Genomic DNA, 17,377 nt, shown 5'->3' with positions numbered 1-17,377 from the left:
AGGGTTAAATTGAACACTCACACAGTCTGCGTTTTCTGTGTTTAAAAGTAAAGAGCAGGCGTAAAGCCTGCTCTTATAATTAAAAAAATGCAGTTTCTTTTATTGCACTTCTTCGTGATCGGTAAATTCACCAGCAAACATAGCACTGCTTAAGTAGCGCTCTGTAGAACTTGGGAAAATAACGACAATCATTTTGTCAGCATTTTCAGGCTTCTCGGCTAAACGTTTAGCCGCAACCATGGCCGCGCCAGTTGAGATACCGGCTAAAATGCCTTCTTCTTTTAACAGACGGTGAGCCATTTCAATAGAGTCGTCATTTGACACTTGTTCAACTTGGTCAACAATATCAAGATCCAAGTTACCAGGGATGAATCCTGCACCTATGCCTTGAATTTTATGGGGACCAGGAGTGAGTTCTTCACCTGCTTTGGCTTGTGTGATAACTGGCGAGTCAGTTGGCTCTACAGCTACCGTTAAGATGTCTTTACCCTTGGTATTTTTAAGGTAGCGACTAACACCGGTAATGGTTCCGCCGGTACCAACACCAGCTACAAAAATATCCACTTTACCATCGGTATCTTTCCAGATTTCAGGGCCAGTGGTTTTTTCATGTATTTCGGGGTTAGCTGGGTTATCAAACTGTTGAAGCAGGATATATTTACCTGGATCAGAGGCTACAATTTCTTGAGCCTTAGCTACGGCACCTTTCATGCCTTTAGGTGCTTCAGTAAGCACCACATTTGCACCAAGAGCTTTAAGCAATTTACGGCGTTCTAAGCTCATGCTACTTGGCATAGTTAGGGTTAATTTATAACCTCGAGAAGCTGCAACAAATGCTAAAGCAATACCAGTATTACCACTGGTTGGTTCAACTAACTCTTTGTCTTTAGTTAAGATGCCACGTTTTTCAGCATCCCAAATCATGTTCGCGCCTATACGGCACTTAACACTAAAACTGGGGTTACGTGATTCCATTTTTGCGTAAACGTTACCGCTGGAAACAACACGATTTAATTTAACTAATGGTGTATTACCAATAGCGAGAGAATTATCATCATAAACTTGCATACTATATCCTTGCATAGGTTTAGGTAACTTTCAGTGATACCCTTTGATGTGTTTTTGTTATTTGAATAACTATATTAGGCTGTTAATGTTGTACATAACAAGCACTTGTTTAAATGTAGATAGCAAAACTTTTAAGTTTGCTTAACTTTGTACCCTAGTATGATTGTGCTCAACGAACATTTTTCAAAGTGCTTTTTGCTATATCTTAGTTTTATATTTACATTTTTTGATGATTGAGGTGATTGATGCCATTTAGTAGTACCGGAAATTATATTGCGAGTAAGGAACTGCAGCTAGCGGTAAACGCTGCCATAACATTGCAAAGACCTTTATTAATTAAAGGGGAGCCAGGTACGGGTAAAACCATGTTGGCAGAAGAGTTAGCTAGAAGTTTAGGTACTGATTTAATTCAGTGGCATATCAAGTCGACTACTAAAGCTCAGCAAGGTTTGTATGAATATGATGCAGTTTCACGTTTACGAGACTCTCAACTTGGTGACGAAAAAGTCAAAGACATCAGTAATTACATTATCAAAGGTAAACTTTGGCAAGCATTCGATGCGCAGACGCCACCGGTATTGTTAATTGATGAAATCGATAAAGCCGATATCGAATTTCCAAACGACTTGCTTTTAGAATTAGATAAAATGGAATTCTTTGTTTATGAAACTAAACAAACCATAAAAGCTGAAAAGCGTCCTATCGTGATTATTACCTCGAACAATGAAAAAGAGCTTCCTGATGCATTTCTGCGTCGTTGTTTTTTCCATTACATTCAATTTCCAGACAAACAACAAATGCAAGAAATTGTCGACGTGCATTTTCCTAATTTGAAAAAAGAATTGCTTGCCCAAGCTCTTGAAACGTTTTTTGATTTAAGAGATATGCCAGGATTAAAGAAAAAACCTTCCACTAGTGAGTTGATTGATTGGTTAAAACTATTGGTTGCCGAAGATATTTCACCAGAAGCTTTGCAAAATAAAGACGGCAAAAACAGCATTCCACCTTTGTACGGTGCGCTAATTAAAAACGAACAAGATATTCATTTGTTCGAAAAATTGGCTTTCATGGCTAGACGCTAATGTTAGTCGATTTTTTCTTTAAAGTTAGAGAATACAAAGTTCCAGCAACGGTTAGGGAGTTGCTAGATTTACTCAATGCGTTGGAACAGCAAGTGATATTTGCCGATACCGAAGGCTTTTATTATTTATCGCGATTGTGTTTGGTTAAAGATGAAAGCCATTTCGATAAATTCGATAGGGCATTTGCTGATTACTTTGAAGGGGTGCAATCCATTGACTTATTTGGCAAAGATATTCCTGAAGAATGGTTGAGAAAACAATTAGAACGACATTTTAGTGATGCCGAAAAAGCCGAAATAGAAGCCATGGGCGGTTTAGATAAGCTTATGGAAACCCTCAAAAAACGTTTGGAAGAACAACAAAAACGTCACCAAGGTGGTAACAAATGGGTGGGGACTGGAGGGACGTCTCCCTTTGGTTCACATGGTTACAATCCCGAAGGAATTAGTATTGGCAATAAGGGAAAAGGTCAATCTTCTGCTGTTAAGGTGTGGGAAAAGCGTGAATATAAAAACCTCGCCACTGATGTAGAACTAGGTACCCGTAATATAAAAGTTGCGTTACGTAAGTTACGTCAATTTGCACGAACTGGCGCAAGTGAAGAACTCGATCTTCCTACTACCATTGGTAAAACGGCTAAAAATGCCGGCTGGTTAGATATTCATATGGTGCCAGAGCGTCATAACGCCATCAAAGTATTGATGTTTTTTGATGTTGGTGGCTCTATGGACGAACACATTAAATCTTGTGAGGAATTGTTTTCAGCCGTACACTCTGAGTTTAAACATCTTGAATATTTTTATTTTCATAATTGCGTTTATGAAGGGGTGTGGAAAGACAATAAACGTCGCTCAAATGAAGTCATTTCAATTTTTGATATCATTCATAAGTATGGAAGCGATTATAAATTAGTATTCGTTGGCGACGCGACTATGGGACCTTATGAAATTACCTACCCGGGCGGTAGTGTTGAGTATTGGAATGAGGAACCTGGTTCGGTTTGGTTAAAACGACTGACGGATCACTTTCCCCACGCCATTTGGTTAAATCCGCAAATGGAAATACATTGGCAATATTATGCATCTATTCAGATTTTAAAAGATTTAATGCAAGGTAAAATGTTTGCATTATCCATAGAAGGACTCAGCGAGGGCATCAAAGCGCTCACCAAAAGGTAGGTATATGAACCCTAAGGAAGCGTTACCAGATCAATCTGAAGCAGACAAGCAAACAAACACTCACACCTCAAAACATCAGCAACGTCAAGAAACCCGCGATGTTATAACACCATATGCTTTTGAGGTGCCCGAAGAGTTATACGGAACTCCCTTAGCTACTCCCACTCGTCGCGCGTTGGCGCTGTCTGTCGATTTAATCTTGGTTGCGATACTGTCAGGTGTTACAGGTAACGCACTGGCAATTTTAATTGCAATTTTATTGTGGGTAACCAGTAGACGCCTAAAACGTGAAAAACGCTTACCCTCAGCAATTATGTTAGTGCGAATTCTTGCTGTGGCGTTAATTCTAGGTGGAATTTTGGGTTTATTTCGCAATGATACTGCTATTTGGACTGATACCCAGTCCAGTGATAAACAGGACGTTAACGCGTCAGACGCCGTTGCTGTTGTCGTTTTTACTGGGACATATGCCGCATTTACTAGTTTAATTCAAGAACAAGTAGAACAAGGCGGGTGTCCAGATGTTGAAACCTGTTGGTCAATGATTGGTGAGGAATTTGTCGAAGACTTGGTAAAATTAGCCTTGCCAAAATCAGCAAAAATCGAAATGTTAGAAGAGCTTTTTGAAAAGAGCAGTACTGAGCTCAATGCCGTTCAATATCAAAACTTGCGAACAGCTTTATTAGCACAGTTTGAATCATTGCAGGCAGATGTCGATAAGGTTGCCATAGAAGAGCAGGCAAAAGCTGATGCAGAACCCGAAGCTTCATCATTTCAAGACCATAGTATTGTAAAGTGGTTTAAAGGAATTGCTGCTGATCTCGGCCTCGGTTTCGGTTGGGCTGCGGTTTATTTTACCGGGACTATGGTGCTACTTAGAGGGCAAACCATTGGTAAAAAATTATTTTCAATTAAAGTCATCAAACTCGATGGCAGTACTTTGAATGTTTGGGAAAGTTTTGGACGCTATGGTGGATATGGCGCTGGTTTGGCTACTGGGTTACTCGGCTTTATACAAATTTATTGGGATCCTAATCGGCAAGCTATACAAGATAAGATTTCTGAAACCTTAGTCATTAGATTAAAAGCAAAACAATAAGTGACCATTAATGGCTAATACATTAACCAGCATGCTAAATGTTTGGTATCAACAAAAAGATCAATGTCAGTGGGTATTAGCCACAATTTTTGAGACCCAGGGTTCTTCTTACCGTAAGTCCGGCGCACATATGATGATTAACGATTTGGGCCAATATCATGGACTCCTTAGTGGTGGGTGCTTAGAGTCGGATATTATGCTGCAAGCGCGAAGATGTTGGGATAGTGGTGAAGGGCGAATCGTTGAGTATGATATGACGGAAGAGCAAGACTTGGCTTGGAAGTTAGGCATTGGCTGTGGAGGCGTGGTTAAAATTTTATTGCAACCGGTCTCTAAGCAGAATGATTATTTGTATTTAAATAAGGTCTATAGTCGTTTGTCGCAAAATGGCTATTGTTACTTTGCGCAGCAAATAACCAGTGGTGAACCCCAGGTAGAATATGCAGAATTACCCTCCACAGCGCAAGTTAAAGTGGAACAATGGGAACACAAAGGGCAAGTATTTCTCAAACAGGTACTCCGCCCACCAATAAACCTGTGTGTGGTTGGCGCAGGAGTGGATGCGCAACCGGTTGTTGAAATTGCTGCTAAATTAGGCTGGCGAGTTGTATTAATTGATCCAAGGGCGAGTCATGGGCGAAGCAATTATTTTCCAGACGCCTTTGAGATAATAAAGGCACCACTGGACAGTTTGATTGAAAATGCTGATGAGTTAACTTGGCTGGCGCAAACTGATGCATTAATCATTATGAGCCATAATGTAAAACTTGATGCTCAAGGCTTGTTGCTTTCCTTAAAAAGTTCGGCCAAATACGTTGGCATGTTAGGACCACTGCATCGAACCGAACGGGTGTTTACACAAGCAGGGTTAAATAGAGATAAGTTTGAACGCCCTTTTGCGAACCCCATTGGTTTGCGATTAGGCGGCGAATTGCCAGAATCCATAGCACTATCTATGATTTCTGAGGTACATAGTTTTCTTGCTCAAAAAGATGCAAAATCCATAAGCGGAATAGTGTGAAACTTGTTAGTTTAATTTTGGCTGCCGGAGAGGCAAGCCGTTTTGGTAGCATAAAACAACTCGCCCTGACACAGGGGCAGCCGATGTTGAATAGGGTTATTGAACAACACAGAGGGGCAGGCTTAGAAAAAGTTGTTGTGGTGCTTGGGGCAAATGCAGAACTGATAAAACAACAAATTGATCCTTCTGTCGATGTGGTTACAGCCCAAAATTGGCGACTAGGAATGGGTGAGAGCATTCGAGCAGGGGTAGACTTTATATTGCATCAAAGATACCCAGATGCTAGCCATATAATGATTGCTTTAGCTGATCAAATAGCAGTGGAGTCTCTACAAATTGCTACACTGTATAAACATATAATACATAATTTAGAATCTATAATTGCATCAGAGTATGCCGGAAATGTCGGCGTACCTGCTTGTTTTCCAAAGCGCATATTTTCTGATTTATTAAATTTAAATAGTTCAAATTCAGATTTACAAAAAGGTGCTAAATCTATTTTACGGGCAAATCAACAAAATTTAATTAAGGTCAAAGTCCCTGAAGCACAATTTGATATAGATACTATTGAGGATATGCGTCGCTGGCGCAACTCTTTCACCGGCTAATTTAGGAGCAAAAACGTGATTAATTTCAGTGTGAACGGAAAACCACAACAAGTGGATGTTGAACCCTCTATGCCGCTGTTGTGGGTATTAAGAGATACTTTAGGGTTAACTGGAAGTAAGTTTGGATGTGGTATGGCCCAATGTGGAGCTTGCACTGTGCATATTGATGGACAGCCCGTTCGCTCTTGCGTTATGCCAATCTCAGCAGTGGCTGGTAAACAAATTACTACTATTGAAGGCTTATCGGTTAGTGGTGATCATCCGGTTCAAAAAGCTTGGATAGAACACAATGTTCCCCAGTGTGGCTATTGTCAATCTGGTCAAATAATGAGTGCGGTGGCTCTGCTATCTCAAAATGCATCTCCTAGCGATGAAGATATAGATAACTATATGCAAGGTAATATATGTCGTTGTGGAACCTATCCTCGAATTAAAGCCGCGATTAAAAGTGTTGCCAAAGGGGTAGATCTTGCCAAGAACGTGGGAGATGACGCATGAGCCATAAAATAGAAAATGTCAGTCGCCGTCAGTTTTTAAAAGTATCTGGAATAGGTGCAAGTAGTTTTGTACTGGCCAGTAGCTTAGGAAGTTATACTCCGGTTTGGGCTCAACCTACTAGCCAAGATGATGTAGAGTTAAACCTGTTTGTTAGCATACACGCCGATAACAAAGTGGACATTATCTGTCACCGCAGTGAAATGGGACAGGGAATACGTACATCTATTCCTCAGGTTGTTGCTGAAGAGTTATGTGCAAACTGGGAGTTAGTGTCTGTTGTACAAGGTTTAGCCAATAAAGAATACGGCAGTCAAAATACCGATGGTTCACGCTCAATTCGCAGATTTTATACTACCTTACGGCAAATGGGAGCATCTGCTCGTGCGATGCTAGAGCAAGCTGCAGCAGATCTATGGAAGGTAGATGTAAATACAGTTTATGCTGAAGACAGTTATGTACATCATAAAGACTCTAACCGTAAAGTGAGCTTTGGTTATATTGCGGAAGCAGCTGGCAAGTTATCTCCTCCAGATCCTGAAACCTTGACCTACAAATCGAAAAAAGAGTTTAAACTCATCGGTAAACCCATTACTGGTATTGATTCAACCGAAATCGTCAGCGGACAAGCTGAATTTGGACAAGATATTCGGTTGGAAAACATGCTGTATGCCAGTATCGAACGTTCAAAAGTATTAGGGGCGAAAGTAAAGTCCTATGACGCAGAGGCTGCAAAGTCGGTAAAAGGGGTAGTTGCAACCTTTAAAATGCCAGAACAGCCAATGCCAGTGATGTTTCACCCGATGAATGGTGTAGCGGTAATTGCCGATAATACTTGGTCAGCACTACAGGGTCGTAAGTCACTTAATATTGATTGGGAGTTAGGTGATAACGTTAAACACAATACGACTGAATATGTTGCTGAGCTAAAAAATCGTATTGTGACTAAAGGTAAACCTATTCGTGTTGAAGGGGATGTTTACTCTGACCTAGAAAATTCAATAGATACACACAGTGCTATTTACAGCGTACCTTATCTTTCCCAAGCCCCTATGGAAACATCTGCAGCCACTGCCGTGGTAAAAGACGGTAAGTGTGAAATTTGGGCCTGTACTCAGTCTCCTCAAGTTACCCAACAAAATGTAGCCCAGGCTCTGGGTATCGAACAGGATAAAGTCAAAATCAATGTTACTTTTTTAGGTGGCGCATTTGGCCGAAAAGCCAAACCCGATTTCTCCATTGAAGCCGCGCTATTGGCAAAAGAGCTAAATCGACCGGTAAAAGTGGTTTGGAGCCGTGAAGATGACATTCAACAGGGTTTTTATCACTCCGTAAGTGTGCAACATTTAGCTGCCGCTATGGATGATAAACAACAGGTTACATCTTGGCTGCAACGTACTGCTTTCCCTAGTATTTTGTGGACATTTACCGGTACCGTTGACGAACCTCAAATGAATGAACTGTCGTTAGGTTTCGGTGACTTGCCTTTTGAAGTAAATAACTTAGCTTGCGAAACTCACAAAGCAACAGGTCATATTCGAATTGGATGGATGCGTTCAGTGTGTAATATTCAGCACAGCTTTGCGCAAGGTTCTTTTGTTGACGAGTTAGCCTCAAAAGCCGGTATCTCAACCCATAAAATGTGGCATCAGCTACTGGGTAAAGATCGTTTAGTGAATCCCAAAACCGATGATTTTGATTATCAGAATTATGGCGAGCCTCAAGATGTTTTTCCGGTGGACATTAAACGTATTAAAAGAGCATTGGATTTAGTTGTGGAAAAATCTGGCGCTGATCAACCAACCAAAGAAAATGAAGGATGGGGGATTTGTGTCCATCGAAGCTTTGTGAGTTATTGCGCCGTTGCCACAAAAGTTAAAGTAGTGGACAACAAAGTGACAGTTTTGGAAATCCATTCAACTATTGATGCCGGTACAGTAGTCAACCCAGATCGCGTGAGAGCGCAACAAGAAGGTTCGATGATCTTCGGCTTGTCTATCGCCTTATTGGGGGAGATCTCAGTTAAAGATGGTGCGGTAGAACAATCAAACTACCACGATTACCAAGTATTGCGGATGCATCAATGTCCAAAAATAGAAACTTACATTATTGAATCAGATGCACCTCCTGGAGGTGTTGGTGAACCAGGTACGCCGCCGGTGGCACCAAGTTTAGCCAATGCTATATTCCATGCCAGTGGTAAACGCATAAGGGATTTACCGGTTAAGAATCATATGTCAGTGTAAAATAAAATGGCTTTTGGGGGCGTCTCTTTTGTTTAGGCAAATCGCCCCCATCCTTGAATGATGAAAACAAAGCCATCTTTACAATCTAGCATCACTGTCATTAGTTTTTTTATTGGCTTCTTGTGGTGCATAAAATCATTTGAATTATTATTCCATGTTGACCTTGGGTGGTTAGGTGTTTATCCCCAAGCCGTTCAAGGTATATTGGGAATATTAACAGCCCCGTTAATTCATGGTTCTGCAGAACATCTATTTAATAACACCTTGTCTTTGTTGATCTTAGGTGTCTTTTTGCTTTACGGATATCCCCGTTCGCGTTGGCGAGTACTGCTTTTTGTTTGGTTGTTTTCTGGTACTTGCGTGTGGTTGTTTGCTAGAAATGCGTATCACCTTGGAGCTAGCGGCCTAACCCACGGAGTATTTTTCTATCTATTCGTGGTTAGCCTATTTAGACGAGATAAAAGTTCCATAGCTATTATGATGGCCGCGTTTTTTATGTATGGTGGCATGACTATGACCATTTTCCCGCGCCAAGAAAACGTTTCCTTTGAATACCATTTATTTGGTGCTCTTGCAGGCATCATAAGTGCGCTTTTGTGGCATAAGCTTGATCCTAAACCCTCTATAAAACGCTACGAATGGGAAGATCCAGAAATTGCTGATGAGCCTAAAATTGGCGAGCAGTGGTTAAGCGCCGAAAAATTCTATGCACAGGACTCTAGTCAGCAAAATCTATCTGAATATAGGACTGAAGAAAACGATAACGACAAGATTGAAGATAAAAATCAGCAGGTGAGAGTATCATCAATAATAAGAGAGAAGGATTAAATGTCTGAACTAAACAATATGCCAATGGAAGTGTTACTAAGAGTAAGATATGCCGAATGTGATGCACAACAAGTGGTTTTTAATAGCCGATATGCCGAATATGCAGACTTAGCAGCAACAGAGTTTATGCGCGCAGTATTGGGAGGTTTTGATAAATTACTGGCTCAAGGGTTAGACAATCAAGTTGTGAATCTCAATATTAGTTGGCAGCGCCCCGCTAAGTTTGATGATGTTATTTGTATGAAGGTAAGTGTTTCTAAAGTCGGAAGTTCGTCATTTACACTGCATGTAGACATGTTTCAGCAAAAAGACGGACAAAGCATATGCACCATTGAAGTGATTTATGTGATGGTAGATGCCAAAAACTATAAAAAGGTGGAAATCAATCAAGCATTAAAGCAGCAATTGCTTGAGGGAGCGCCGGGCGTCAGGGTCAATCTTGCGGGATTGATTAACAACTGAAATGTTAGTTAACAAATTAGCATTCGTTTAGCATACCTAAATATGAATAAAGGTCATAAAAAAACGCCGATGAATGTGAATTCATCGGCGTTTTGTATTGATAGGCTTAATTAGCCATTCATTATTTAAGCAACAGAGCCTGGCTTAGTTGCTGCAGCTGTTGAACTGTTTGCTGTGTTAGCCATAGAGGCTGTTTTGCCTGATACTTTAAGGCCTGCACGTTTATCAGCGGCTAGGGCTTTAATTTCAATTTCATTGAAATCAGTATCTATCGCTTTAGGCTTAGCCATAGGATGAGATACAGGCACTTTCGTTACAGTAACCTTTGGCTTTTTCACCGCTTTTGGTTTACTCGCAACTGACTTGGCTTTTGGTGCTTTTTGAGCTGGGACAGCTGCCTCAGTCGCTTTAGGCTCAGCTGACTTTTGCTCAACTTCTTGCTGAACTGGTGCTTGAACCTCAGCAGGAGCAGGGGCTTCTTCAACTTTAGCAACGGCTTCTTTCGTCGCCGGCTCAGAATTGTCGGCATCCAACTGAATTTCTACTTGCTCAGGTTGAGTTGCCTTAGGCTTTGCAGGTTTAGCTGCTTTAACCGGTTCTTTGGCTTCAGGTGCAGTTTCTGCACTAGCTTCAACAACATCCTGCTTAGCACCTTCAGTAGCGCTTTCATCGGTAGTAGACACTGATGTGTTTTCTTCTACTTTCTTAGGACGTCTTCTAGTACGAGGTTTAGCTTTCGGCTTTTCTGCCTTCGCCTCATCCCCATTGTCAGTGGTTTGCACTGTAGGTGTATCATGAGACTCAAATTTAAGCTCATCTTGAGCTAAATTGTCAGGTTTTTCAGCGCTATCAGTTGCGTTTGTTTCTTCAACTCCAGCTTCTTCTTTTCTGCGCTTTTGGCCAGCAGCACGAATATGTCTTGGAGAGCGTCTGCTTCTGCTGCGCTCAGTTTGTCCTTCATCCTTAGACTCAGTTTTAACCGTTTCCTCTACTACAGCGGTTTGCGTGGCATTATTCAACTCGTCAATGTTCGCTTCTTCATTCTTAACTTTATCGTTTTTAACTTCTTCAGCCTTAGCTTTATGCTGGGTTGTTTTAGTCACGTCCGATTGAGTTTGAGTAGTCGCTTTCTCATTTTCAGCTTTATCACCACGCACATTTCGACGGGTATCACGTCTTTTTCTACGCTCAGCTACTTTCTCGTTTTTACGTTCCGGTTGGGCTTGAGTAGAAACATTCTCTTTAGCTACATCATTTGATTTAGCTTCTTGAGGTTTATTACGGTTATCACGACGTTGCTTAGGCTTCTGATCGCGTTTTTGATCACGCTTTTCAGATTGAGTCTTGTCATTATTACGAGCTGGCTTATCTTTACGATCGCTAGTTCTAGGCTTGCGATTACCAGAGCGCTCATTGCGATTACGACTATTACGTTGTGGACGCTTATTTTGAGAATTACTAGTTTGTTTTTTAGTGGTTTCTTCTGGTTCGCTTTCAAACAAACCGGATAGCCATTTAGAAACCTTAGTTAACAAAGTAGGTTCTTCAGCTTTAGCCGCAACAGGAGCTTGTTGAGGAGCTGACAAGCCTTGTAAAACAGGCTGCTCTTTAGGCTTAACTTCTTGAGTAGGATTATCAACCTCTGCAGCTTGGGTATCCATTAACTCAATGTTATAGCTTGCTTCAGTTACGGTATCATCAGGACGTCTACGAGCAACATGGTAATGGGGAGTTTGTAAATTTGGATTTGGAATAATCAGCAAATTCACACCATGACGTTTTTCAATAGATTGAATTGAACGTCTTTTTTCGTTTAACAAATAAGTTGCAACATTAACTGGAAGTTGCGCTTCTATTTGTCCGGTGTTGTCTTTAATACTCTCTTCTTCCATTATGCGAAGAACCGATAATGCTAAAGACTCAGTACCACGGATTGTACCATGGCCACTACAGCGAGGGCACACGATATGTGCAGACTCACCCAACGATGGGCGCAATCTTTGACGTGACATTTCTAACAAACCGAAACGAGATATACGACCTAATTGTATTCTAGCTCGATCATGTTTAACGGCATCTTTAAGACGATTCTCAACTTCACGCTGGTGACGAACTGGGGTCATATCTATAAAGTCTATGACTACCAAACCACCGGCATCACGCAATCTCAATTGACGTGCAATTTCATCAGCCGCTTCAAGGTTAGTATTAAACGCCGTCTCTTCAATATCACCGCCTTTTGTTGCTCGGGCGGAGTTGATATCAATGGAAATCATCGCTTCTGTTGGGTCAATAACAATTGAACCACCAGAGGGAAGGCGAACTTCACGTTGGAAAGCGGATTCGATTTGAGTTTCAATCTGGTAATGACTGAAAAGAGGCACGTCACCGGTATATTGTTTTACTCGGCTGGCGAAGTCTGGTCTTACTAATTGAATATGTTGTAGCGCTTTTTCATACACTTCAAGACTATCAATTAGGATTTCACCTACATCACGACGTAAATAGTCACGTATCGCTCTAACGATAACGTTACTCTCTTGGTGAATAAGGAAAGGAGCAGGTTTAGATTCAGACGCTTCAGAAATCGCATTCCAATGACGAATTAGCACGTTTAAATCGTGTTCTAATTCCTCAAAAGATTTGCCTACACCAGCGGTTCTTACAATCAAGCCCATGCCTTCAGGCAACTCAAGTTTGTTTAAGGATTGTTTTAAATCGGTGCGCTCATCACCTTCAATACGACGAGATATTCCGCCTGCACGAGGGTTATTTGGCATTAACACAAGGTAGCTACCGGCTAAACTAATAAAGGTCGTAAGCGCAGCGCCTTTTTGGCCGCGCTCTTCTTTATCAATTTGGATGATGACTTCTTGACCTTCCTTGATTACATCTTTGATGCTTGGACGGCCGTCAAACTTGTAACCTTGTGGGAAATAGGTTTTTGCAATTTCTTTTAGAGGAAGGAAACCATGACGGTCAGCGCCGTAATCTACAAACGCAGCTTCTAAACTGGGCTCTACTCGGGTGATCGTTCCTTTATAAATATTGGCTTTTTTTTGCTCGTGTCCAGGGCTTTCGATATCAAGATCATAAAGCTTTTGTCCATCGACCAATGCAACACGCAACTCTTCTTGTTGAGTAGCGTTTATTAACATTCTTTTCATTGTATAAGACTCGGTTTTAGTACCGAATGCGGAATAATGTAGAACTGAAAAACGTGGCTTGCAAGCTGCACCAAGCTGAAATCACCTTCAGTCTCACGACTGTAAAAAACAGATCTTGTGCGCGTTTAGATGTGCCAAGGCGTAACCTTAAGCATATGATTTCATTAGGGAAGTGAATTATTACGGTTGGTAATTTTAACTTCAGACCCTTGGGTGAAACGCCTCACCCCAATAAATTTTTTGTCTATCTTTTCAAACTGACGTGATGTTAAACAAAACACATCAGTTTGTTGCCAAATTCAATTCTTACTATTCTGCGATTGGTACTTTTTTATTGTATATCGCATGATGAGTTGTGAATTTGCTTGCCCAATCTAATCGAAAAAATACTCACTTCGATAGCGGCAATGCATCATTATGTGTTACGAAATTTATTTCGTTGATGCCATACAAATTCTATTTTCATCGCATTGTTTACTGCTATGCAACTGCAAAGCCAGCTAAACGGTCGGATTATCACATTAAAACTAACTCTCTGGCAAGCAAATAAAAATTATAAAGCTAATTTATATATTTAAGTTAGAATAGCGCCCCAAACCAGTTGAATTTAGTAGTTATACTAAGGTGTTTAAATTCTCGGCTTATGAATAAGCTTCGCAAACAAATGCGTTCAACTAACGATTAAATCCAATTAGTAAAACTCTACAGGCTCGTAAATGACGGATACAAACTTCGATAAAGTACAATTTTTAGCCATTGATGAAGAACACGAAGGCCAAAGAATTGATAATTTTTTACGCACATTATTAAAGGGTGTGCCAAAAAGTATGATTTATCGAATTCTGCGTAAAGGTGAAGTGCGAGTAAATAAAAAACGGATTAAACCAGAATACAAACTAATTAGCGGTGATGAAATTCGTTTACCGCCTATTCGAGTGTCTGAGTCAAATCAAACTGCTCCATCAACTAAACTTGATAAGGTTGCTACCTTAGAATCACATATCTTATATGAAGATGAGGTGTTAATAGTCGTTAATAAACCATCAGGAATGGCTGTGCATGGTGGTAGTGGTTTAAGTTTTGGGGTGATTGAGGCTTTAAGGGCGCTTCGTCCAACGGCTAAATTTTTAGAATTAGTTCACCGCTTAGACAGAGATACATCAGGTTGTTTGTTGATCGCAAAAAAACGTTCAGCTTTAAAACATTTACATGAGCAACTTCGCAATAAAACCGTGGATAAGCGCTATCAAGCATTAGTGCATGGAAATTGGCCTGAAAACAGGTTCAAAGTTAAAGCGCCTTTATTGAAAAATATAGTGAAGTCAGGTGAGCGTATCGTAACGGTGGCTGCTGAAGGTAAAGAATCGGAAACTCGCTTTCGTATTTTAGAGTCCTTTTCTCAAGCAACTTTGGTAGAAGCATCACCCATTACAGGCAGAACTCACCAAATACGTGTTCATTGCCAGCATGCTGGACACCCAATTGCTGGCGATAACAAGTATAAGGACGAAGAGTTCAACCATTTTATGGCGAAACTGGGTTTACAACGTTTATTTTTACATGCCCACCGGATTTTATATGTGCACCCAGTGAGTGGAAAGCAAATGAGTCACACCGCTAATTTAGATAGTTCATTGACCAAAGGACTGAATGCTTTAAGAAAACGTGAAGCTTAATATTCGTTCCTAGGCAAGCACATCCATATTAAACTCAATTAATAGGTCACACAGGGCAATAAGGGGTAAGCCGACTAAAGAGTTGGGATCTCGCCCTTGTAATTGGCTAAATAAACTAATTCCCAAGCCCTCGCATTTGAAACTACCGGCACAATCGAACGGAGCTTCTTTAGCAATATAGTTTTCTATTTGTTGCTCCGTTAGGTCTCTAAAACACACTCTGTATTCTTCTACCTTAGATAAACTTTTATTTGTGGCTGCATCAATCACACATAAACCCGTGTAAAATACCACTTCTTTACCGCTGCATTTTTGCAGTTGAGCTTTCGCGTTTTTGGCGTTTCCAGGTTTCCCTAAAATGTCATTATCTAAACCGGCCGTTTGATCAGAGCCAATAATTAAACCACTACTATAGTGGCGGGCCACATCATCTGCTTTTGCTTCTGCCAACCTAAGTGCCATGGCTTTAGCCGACTCATTAGCAAGTCGAGTTTCATCAACATCAGGACCATGACAGCTGAATTTCAATTGCAGTTTTTGCAATAGGGCTTTACGATATTGAGAAGTAGAAGCGAGTATAATTTCCACAATTTTCCAGTTAGTGAATAAAAAGTCTTGATTATTATTAGGGAATAGGGCGCTTTTGGCTATATTTTCCTTTGACTAACGGCTTCAGTATCTATATTATGCGCGCCCTATGCAGAAAGTGAAATTGCCCAAGTTTATTGAACCAGTCAAAAGTGCAACAAAACGCTCCGATTATAAGGGTGTGATGATGACTTCTGATATGGCGCGTTTTCTTAGCGCAGTGGCCGCCGCTGCTGATACTGTTGAAGCTGAAGTAAAATTCGATAAAGACGAGCAGGGTCTGAATTTTTTTCAAGGACAACTATCAACATCTGTGGAGCTTGTCTGTCAGAGATGTAATGAGCAATTTGCTCATTCAATTCACACATCATTTTGTTTTAGTCCGATTAAACGGAAAGCAGTTGAAACAGATGATGCAGTTGAATTGCCGGATATTTACGAACCGGTAGAGGTCAATGACCATGGAGAAATCAATCTACTGCAATTGTTCGAGGATGAACTAATATTGTCTTTGCCTATTGTTGCCCTTCATGCAGAGGAGGATTGCAATATCAAGCGGGATGAAATGCAGTTTGGTAAGATTGAACCGGCCGATGAACGTCCAAACCCTTTCGCGGTTTTGAAAGAACTTAAGCGAGACTAGGAGTAATGTAATGGCTGTACAAAAGAACAAGAAAACTCGTTCAAAGCGTGGTATGCGTCGTGCACACGATTCTTTGACTGGAGCGACTTTGTCTGTAGATTCAACTTCAGGTGAGACGCATCTTCGTCATCACGTGACTGTTGACGGTTACTACAAAGGCAAAAAAGTTATCGCTGACTAGCAATGACTTTTAGCCGTCTAACCATTGCGTTAGATATTATGGGGGGCGACAACGGCCCCCATGTAACTCTTCCTGCTGCAATTAAAGCACTGCACGAAATTCCACACCTATATTTTATACTTTGTGGTGATGAACAAATCATCTCCAAGGTTATTAGTACCCAAAATTCATCCATTCAAGAACGCGTCGAGATTCAGCACTGTTCAGAACAAGTTGCCATGGATGAAAGACCAAGTTCGGCCCTTCGTAATAAAAAAGACTCGTCCATGCGTCGCGCCTTAGAGCGAGTAGAGTGTGGTGATGCTGATGCATGTGTTAGCGCCGGTAACACAGGTGCTCTTCTTGCCATTGCTTATCACGTTCTAAAAACCTTGCCCGGTATCGACCGTCCCGCACTAGTGTCTGCATTACCCACCGATGATCACCATAAGTTATTTTTGTTAGATTTAGGGGCAAATGTAAATTGTGACTCAGAAACCTTATTTCAATATGCAGTTATGGGCTCGGTACTCGCACAAGAAGTGGCTGGCGTTGAAAACCCAAGAGTGGCGTTATTAAATGTGGGCGAAGAACAAATTAAAGGCAATGACCAAGTGAAGTTTACGGCTCAGTTGTTACAGCAAGCCGAAGGAATAAACTATACTGGTTTTGTTGAAGGTAATGACATCTTTACAAATTGCGCAGATGTTGTGGTTGCTGATGGTTTTGTTGGTAATATCGCTTTAAAAGCCTGTGAAGGGTTAGCAACCTTAGTCTTAGAAGAGGCAAAGCGGGTATCAAACGAAAATTGGGTGACAAAATTATTGGCAAAAATAGCCTTGCCTCTATTAAGAAAAATTTATAGAAGGGTGAACCCCGACCAGTATAACGGCGCTAGTCTGATAGGATTGCGCGGAATTGTGGTCAAGAGCCATGGTAATGCTTCTTCGGATGCTTTCTTGTTTGCGATTAAGGAAGCTGAACAAGAAGTGCAACGGCAAGTTCCGAAAAAAATAAAAGATAAAATTGAATCCGTTTTAATGGAGCGCTCTTAAA

General features: G+C 40.9%; 16 protein-coding genes. 13 read left to right on the top strand and 3 right to left on the bottom strand.

What is annotated here, in order from left to right; genetic code table 11:
- Positions 1 to 99 precede the first annotated feature (99 nt).
- Positions 100 to 1,068 carry a cysteine synthase A gene (gene cysK, locus ABJV04_RS06385; RefSeq protein ID WP_348490475.1) on the bottom strand — a complete coding sequence of 323 codons (969 nt, stop codon included), beginning with the start codon at positions 1,066 to 1,068 and terminating at the stop codon, positions 100 to 102.
- A gap of 245 nt (positions 1,069 to 1,313) precedes the next feature.
- Here cysK and ABJV04_RS06380 point away from each other — a divergent pair, with 245 nt between their 5' ends.
- Genes ABJV04_RS06380 through ABJV04_RS06340 form a run of 9 tightly spaced genes read left to right on the top strand, consistent with a single transcriptional unit; the run spans position 1,314 to position 10,087 of the window.
- Positions 1,314 to 2,150, top strand: a complete 837-nt coding sequence (locus ABJV04_RS06380; RefSeq protein WP_348490474.1) for a MoxR family ATPase — start codon at positions 1,314 to 1,316, stop codon at positions 2,148 to 2,150.
- Positions 2,150 to 3,328, top strand: a complete 1,179-nt coding sequence (locus tag ABJV04_RS06375) for a VWA domain-containing protein (RefSeq protein WP_348490473.1) — start codon at positions 2,150 to 2,152, stop codon at positions 3,326 to 3,328. Before ABJV04_RS06380 ends, ABJV04_RS06375 begins: the two co-directional genes overlap by 1 nt.
- A 4-nt stretch (positions 3,329 to 3,332) precedes the next feature.
- Positions 3,333 to 4,427, top strand: coding sequence for an RDD family protein (locus ABJV04_RS06370; protein ID WP_348490472.1), 1,095 nt, complete (start codon positions 3,333 to 3,335; stop codon positions 4,425 to 4,427).
- A 10-nt stretch (positions 4,428 to 4,437) separates the two neighbouring features.
- Entirely contained in the window at positions 4,438 to 5,448 is a 1,011-nt protein-coding gene (locus ABJV04_RS06365) for an XdhC family protein (RefSeq protein ID WP_348490471.1), read from the top strand.
- Positions 5,445 to 6,056 (top strand): nucleotidyltransferase family protein, encoded by a 612-nt coding sequence (locus ABJV04_RS06360; RefSeq protein ID WP_348490470.1) that lies wholly within the window; start codon positions 5,445 to 5,447, stop codon positions 6,054 to 6,056. The genes ABJV04_RS06365 and ABJV04_RS06360 overlap by 4 nt, the downstream gene beginning before the upstream one ends.
- A gap of 15 nt (positions 6,057 to 6,071) precedes the next feature.
- Complete coding sequence (locus ABJV04_RS06355) at positions 6,072 to 6,554, top strand: (2Fe-2S)-binding protein (RefSeq protein WP_348490469.1); 483 nt, start codon at positions 6,072 to 6,074, stop codon at positions 6,552 to 6,554.
- The gene (locus tag ABJV04_RS06350; RefSeq protein WP_348490468.1) at positions 6,551 to 8,797 is read left to right on the top strand and encodes a molybdopterin cofactor-binding domain-containing protein; all 2,247 of its coding nucleotides are present in this window, start codon (positions 6,551 to 6,553) and stop codon (positions 8,795 to 8,797) included. Before ABJV04_RS06355 ends, ABJV04_RS06350 begins: the two co-directional genes overlap by 4 nt.
- Positions 8,798 to 8,857: 60 nt before the next feature.
- Entirely contained in the window at positions 8,858 to 9,625 is a 768-nt protein-coding gene (locus tag ABJV04_RS06345; protein WP_348490516.1) for a rhomboid family intramembrane serine protease, read from the top strand.
- Positions 9,626 to 10,087 carry an acyl-CoA thioesterase gene (locus ABJV04_RS06340; protein ID WP_348490467.1) on the top strand — a complete coding sequence of 154 codons (462 nt, stop codon included), beginning with the start codon at positions 9,626 to 9,628 and terminating at the stop codon, positions 10,085 to 10,087.
- Between the two features lie 125 nt (positions 10,088 to 10,212).
- On the opposite strand, the gene rne is transcribed toward ABJV04_RS06340, so the two are convergent.
- Positions 10,213 to 13,245 carry a ribonuclease E gene (gene rne, locus ABJV04_RS06335; protein ID WP_348490515.1) on the bottom strand — a complete coding sequence of 1,011 codons (3,033 nt, stop codon included), beginning with the start codon at positions 13,243 to 13,245 and terminating at the stop codon, positions 10,213 to 10,215.
- A 725-nt stretch (positions 13,246 to 13,970) separates the two neighbouring features.
- Between rne and rluC the strand changes: the two genes are divergently transcribed.
- A complete protein-coding gene (gene rluC, locus ABJV04_RS06330) occupies positions 13,971 to 14,930 on the top strand; it encodes a 23S rRNA pseudouridine(955/2504/2580) synthase RluC (RefSeq protein ID WP_348490466.1) in 960 nt (319 codons plus the stop codon).
- A gap of 9 nt (positions 14,931 to 14,939) precedes the next feature.
- Here the strand turns inward: rluC and ABJV04_RS06325 are convergent, their stop codons facing one another.
- Positions 14,940 to 15,518, bottom strand: a complete 579-nt coding sequence (locus ABJV04_RS06325; protein WP_348490465.1) for a Maf family protein — start codon at positions 15,516 to 15,518, stop codon at positions 14,940 to 14,942.
- 109 nt (positions 15,519 to 15,627) lie between these two features.
- On the opposite strand from ABJV04_RS06325, the gene yceD reads away from it, so the two are divergent.
- Genes yceD through plsX form a run of 3 tightly spaced genes read left to right on the top strand, consistent with a single transcriptional unit; the run spans position 15,628 to position 17,376 of the window.
- A complete protein-coding gene (gene yceD / locus ABJV04_RS06320; RefSeq protein WP_348490464.1) occupies positions 15,628 to 16,161 on the top strand; it encodes a 23S rRNA accumulation protein YceD in 534 nt (177 codons plus the stop codon).
- Positions 16,162 to 16,171: 10 nt separating this feature from the next.
- Positions 16,172 to 16,342: a 50S ribosomal protein L32 gene (rpmF, locus tag ABJV04_RS06315; RefSeq protein WP_216046542.1), complete on the top strand. Its 171-nt coding sequence runs from the start codon at positions 16,172 to 16,174 to the stop codon at positions 16,340 to 16,342.
- 2 nt (positions 16,343 to 16,344) lie between these two features.
- Complete coding sequence (gene plsX, locus ABJV04_RS06310; protein ID WP_348490463.1) at positions 16,345 to 17,376, top strand: phosphate acyltransferase PlsX; 1,032 nt, start codon at positions 16,345 to 16,347, stop codon at positions 17,374 to 17,376.
- The last annotated feature ends 1 nt before the right edge of the window (position 17,377 follow it).

Source organism: Aliiglaciecola sp., from assembly GCF_039982535.1.
In the GTDB taxonomy this organism is placed as follows: domain Bacteria; phylum Pseudomonadota; class Gammaproteobacteria; order Enterobacterales; family Alteromonadaceae; genus Aliiglaciecola.
This window is presented reverse-complemented; position numbering and strand designations above follow the sequence as displayed.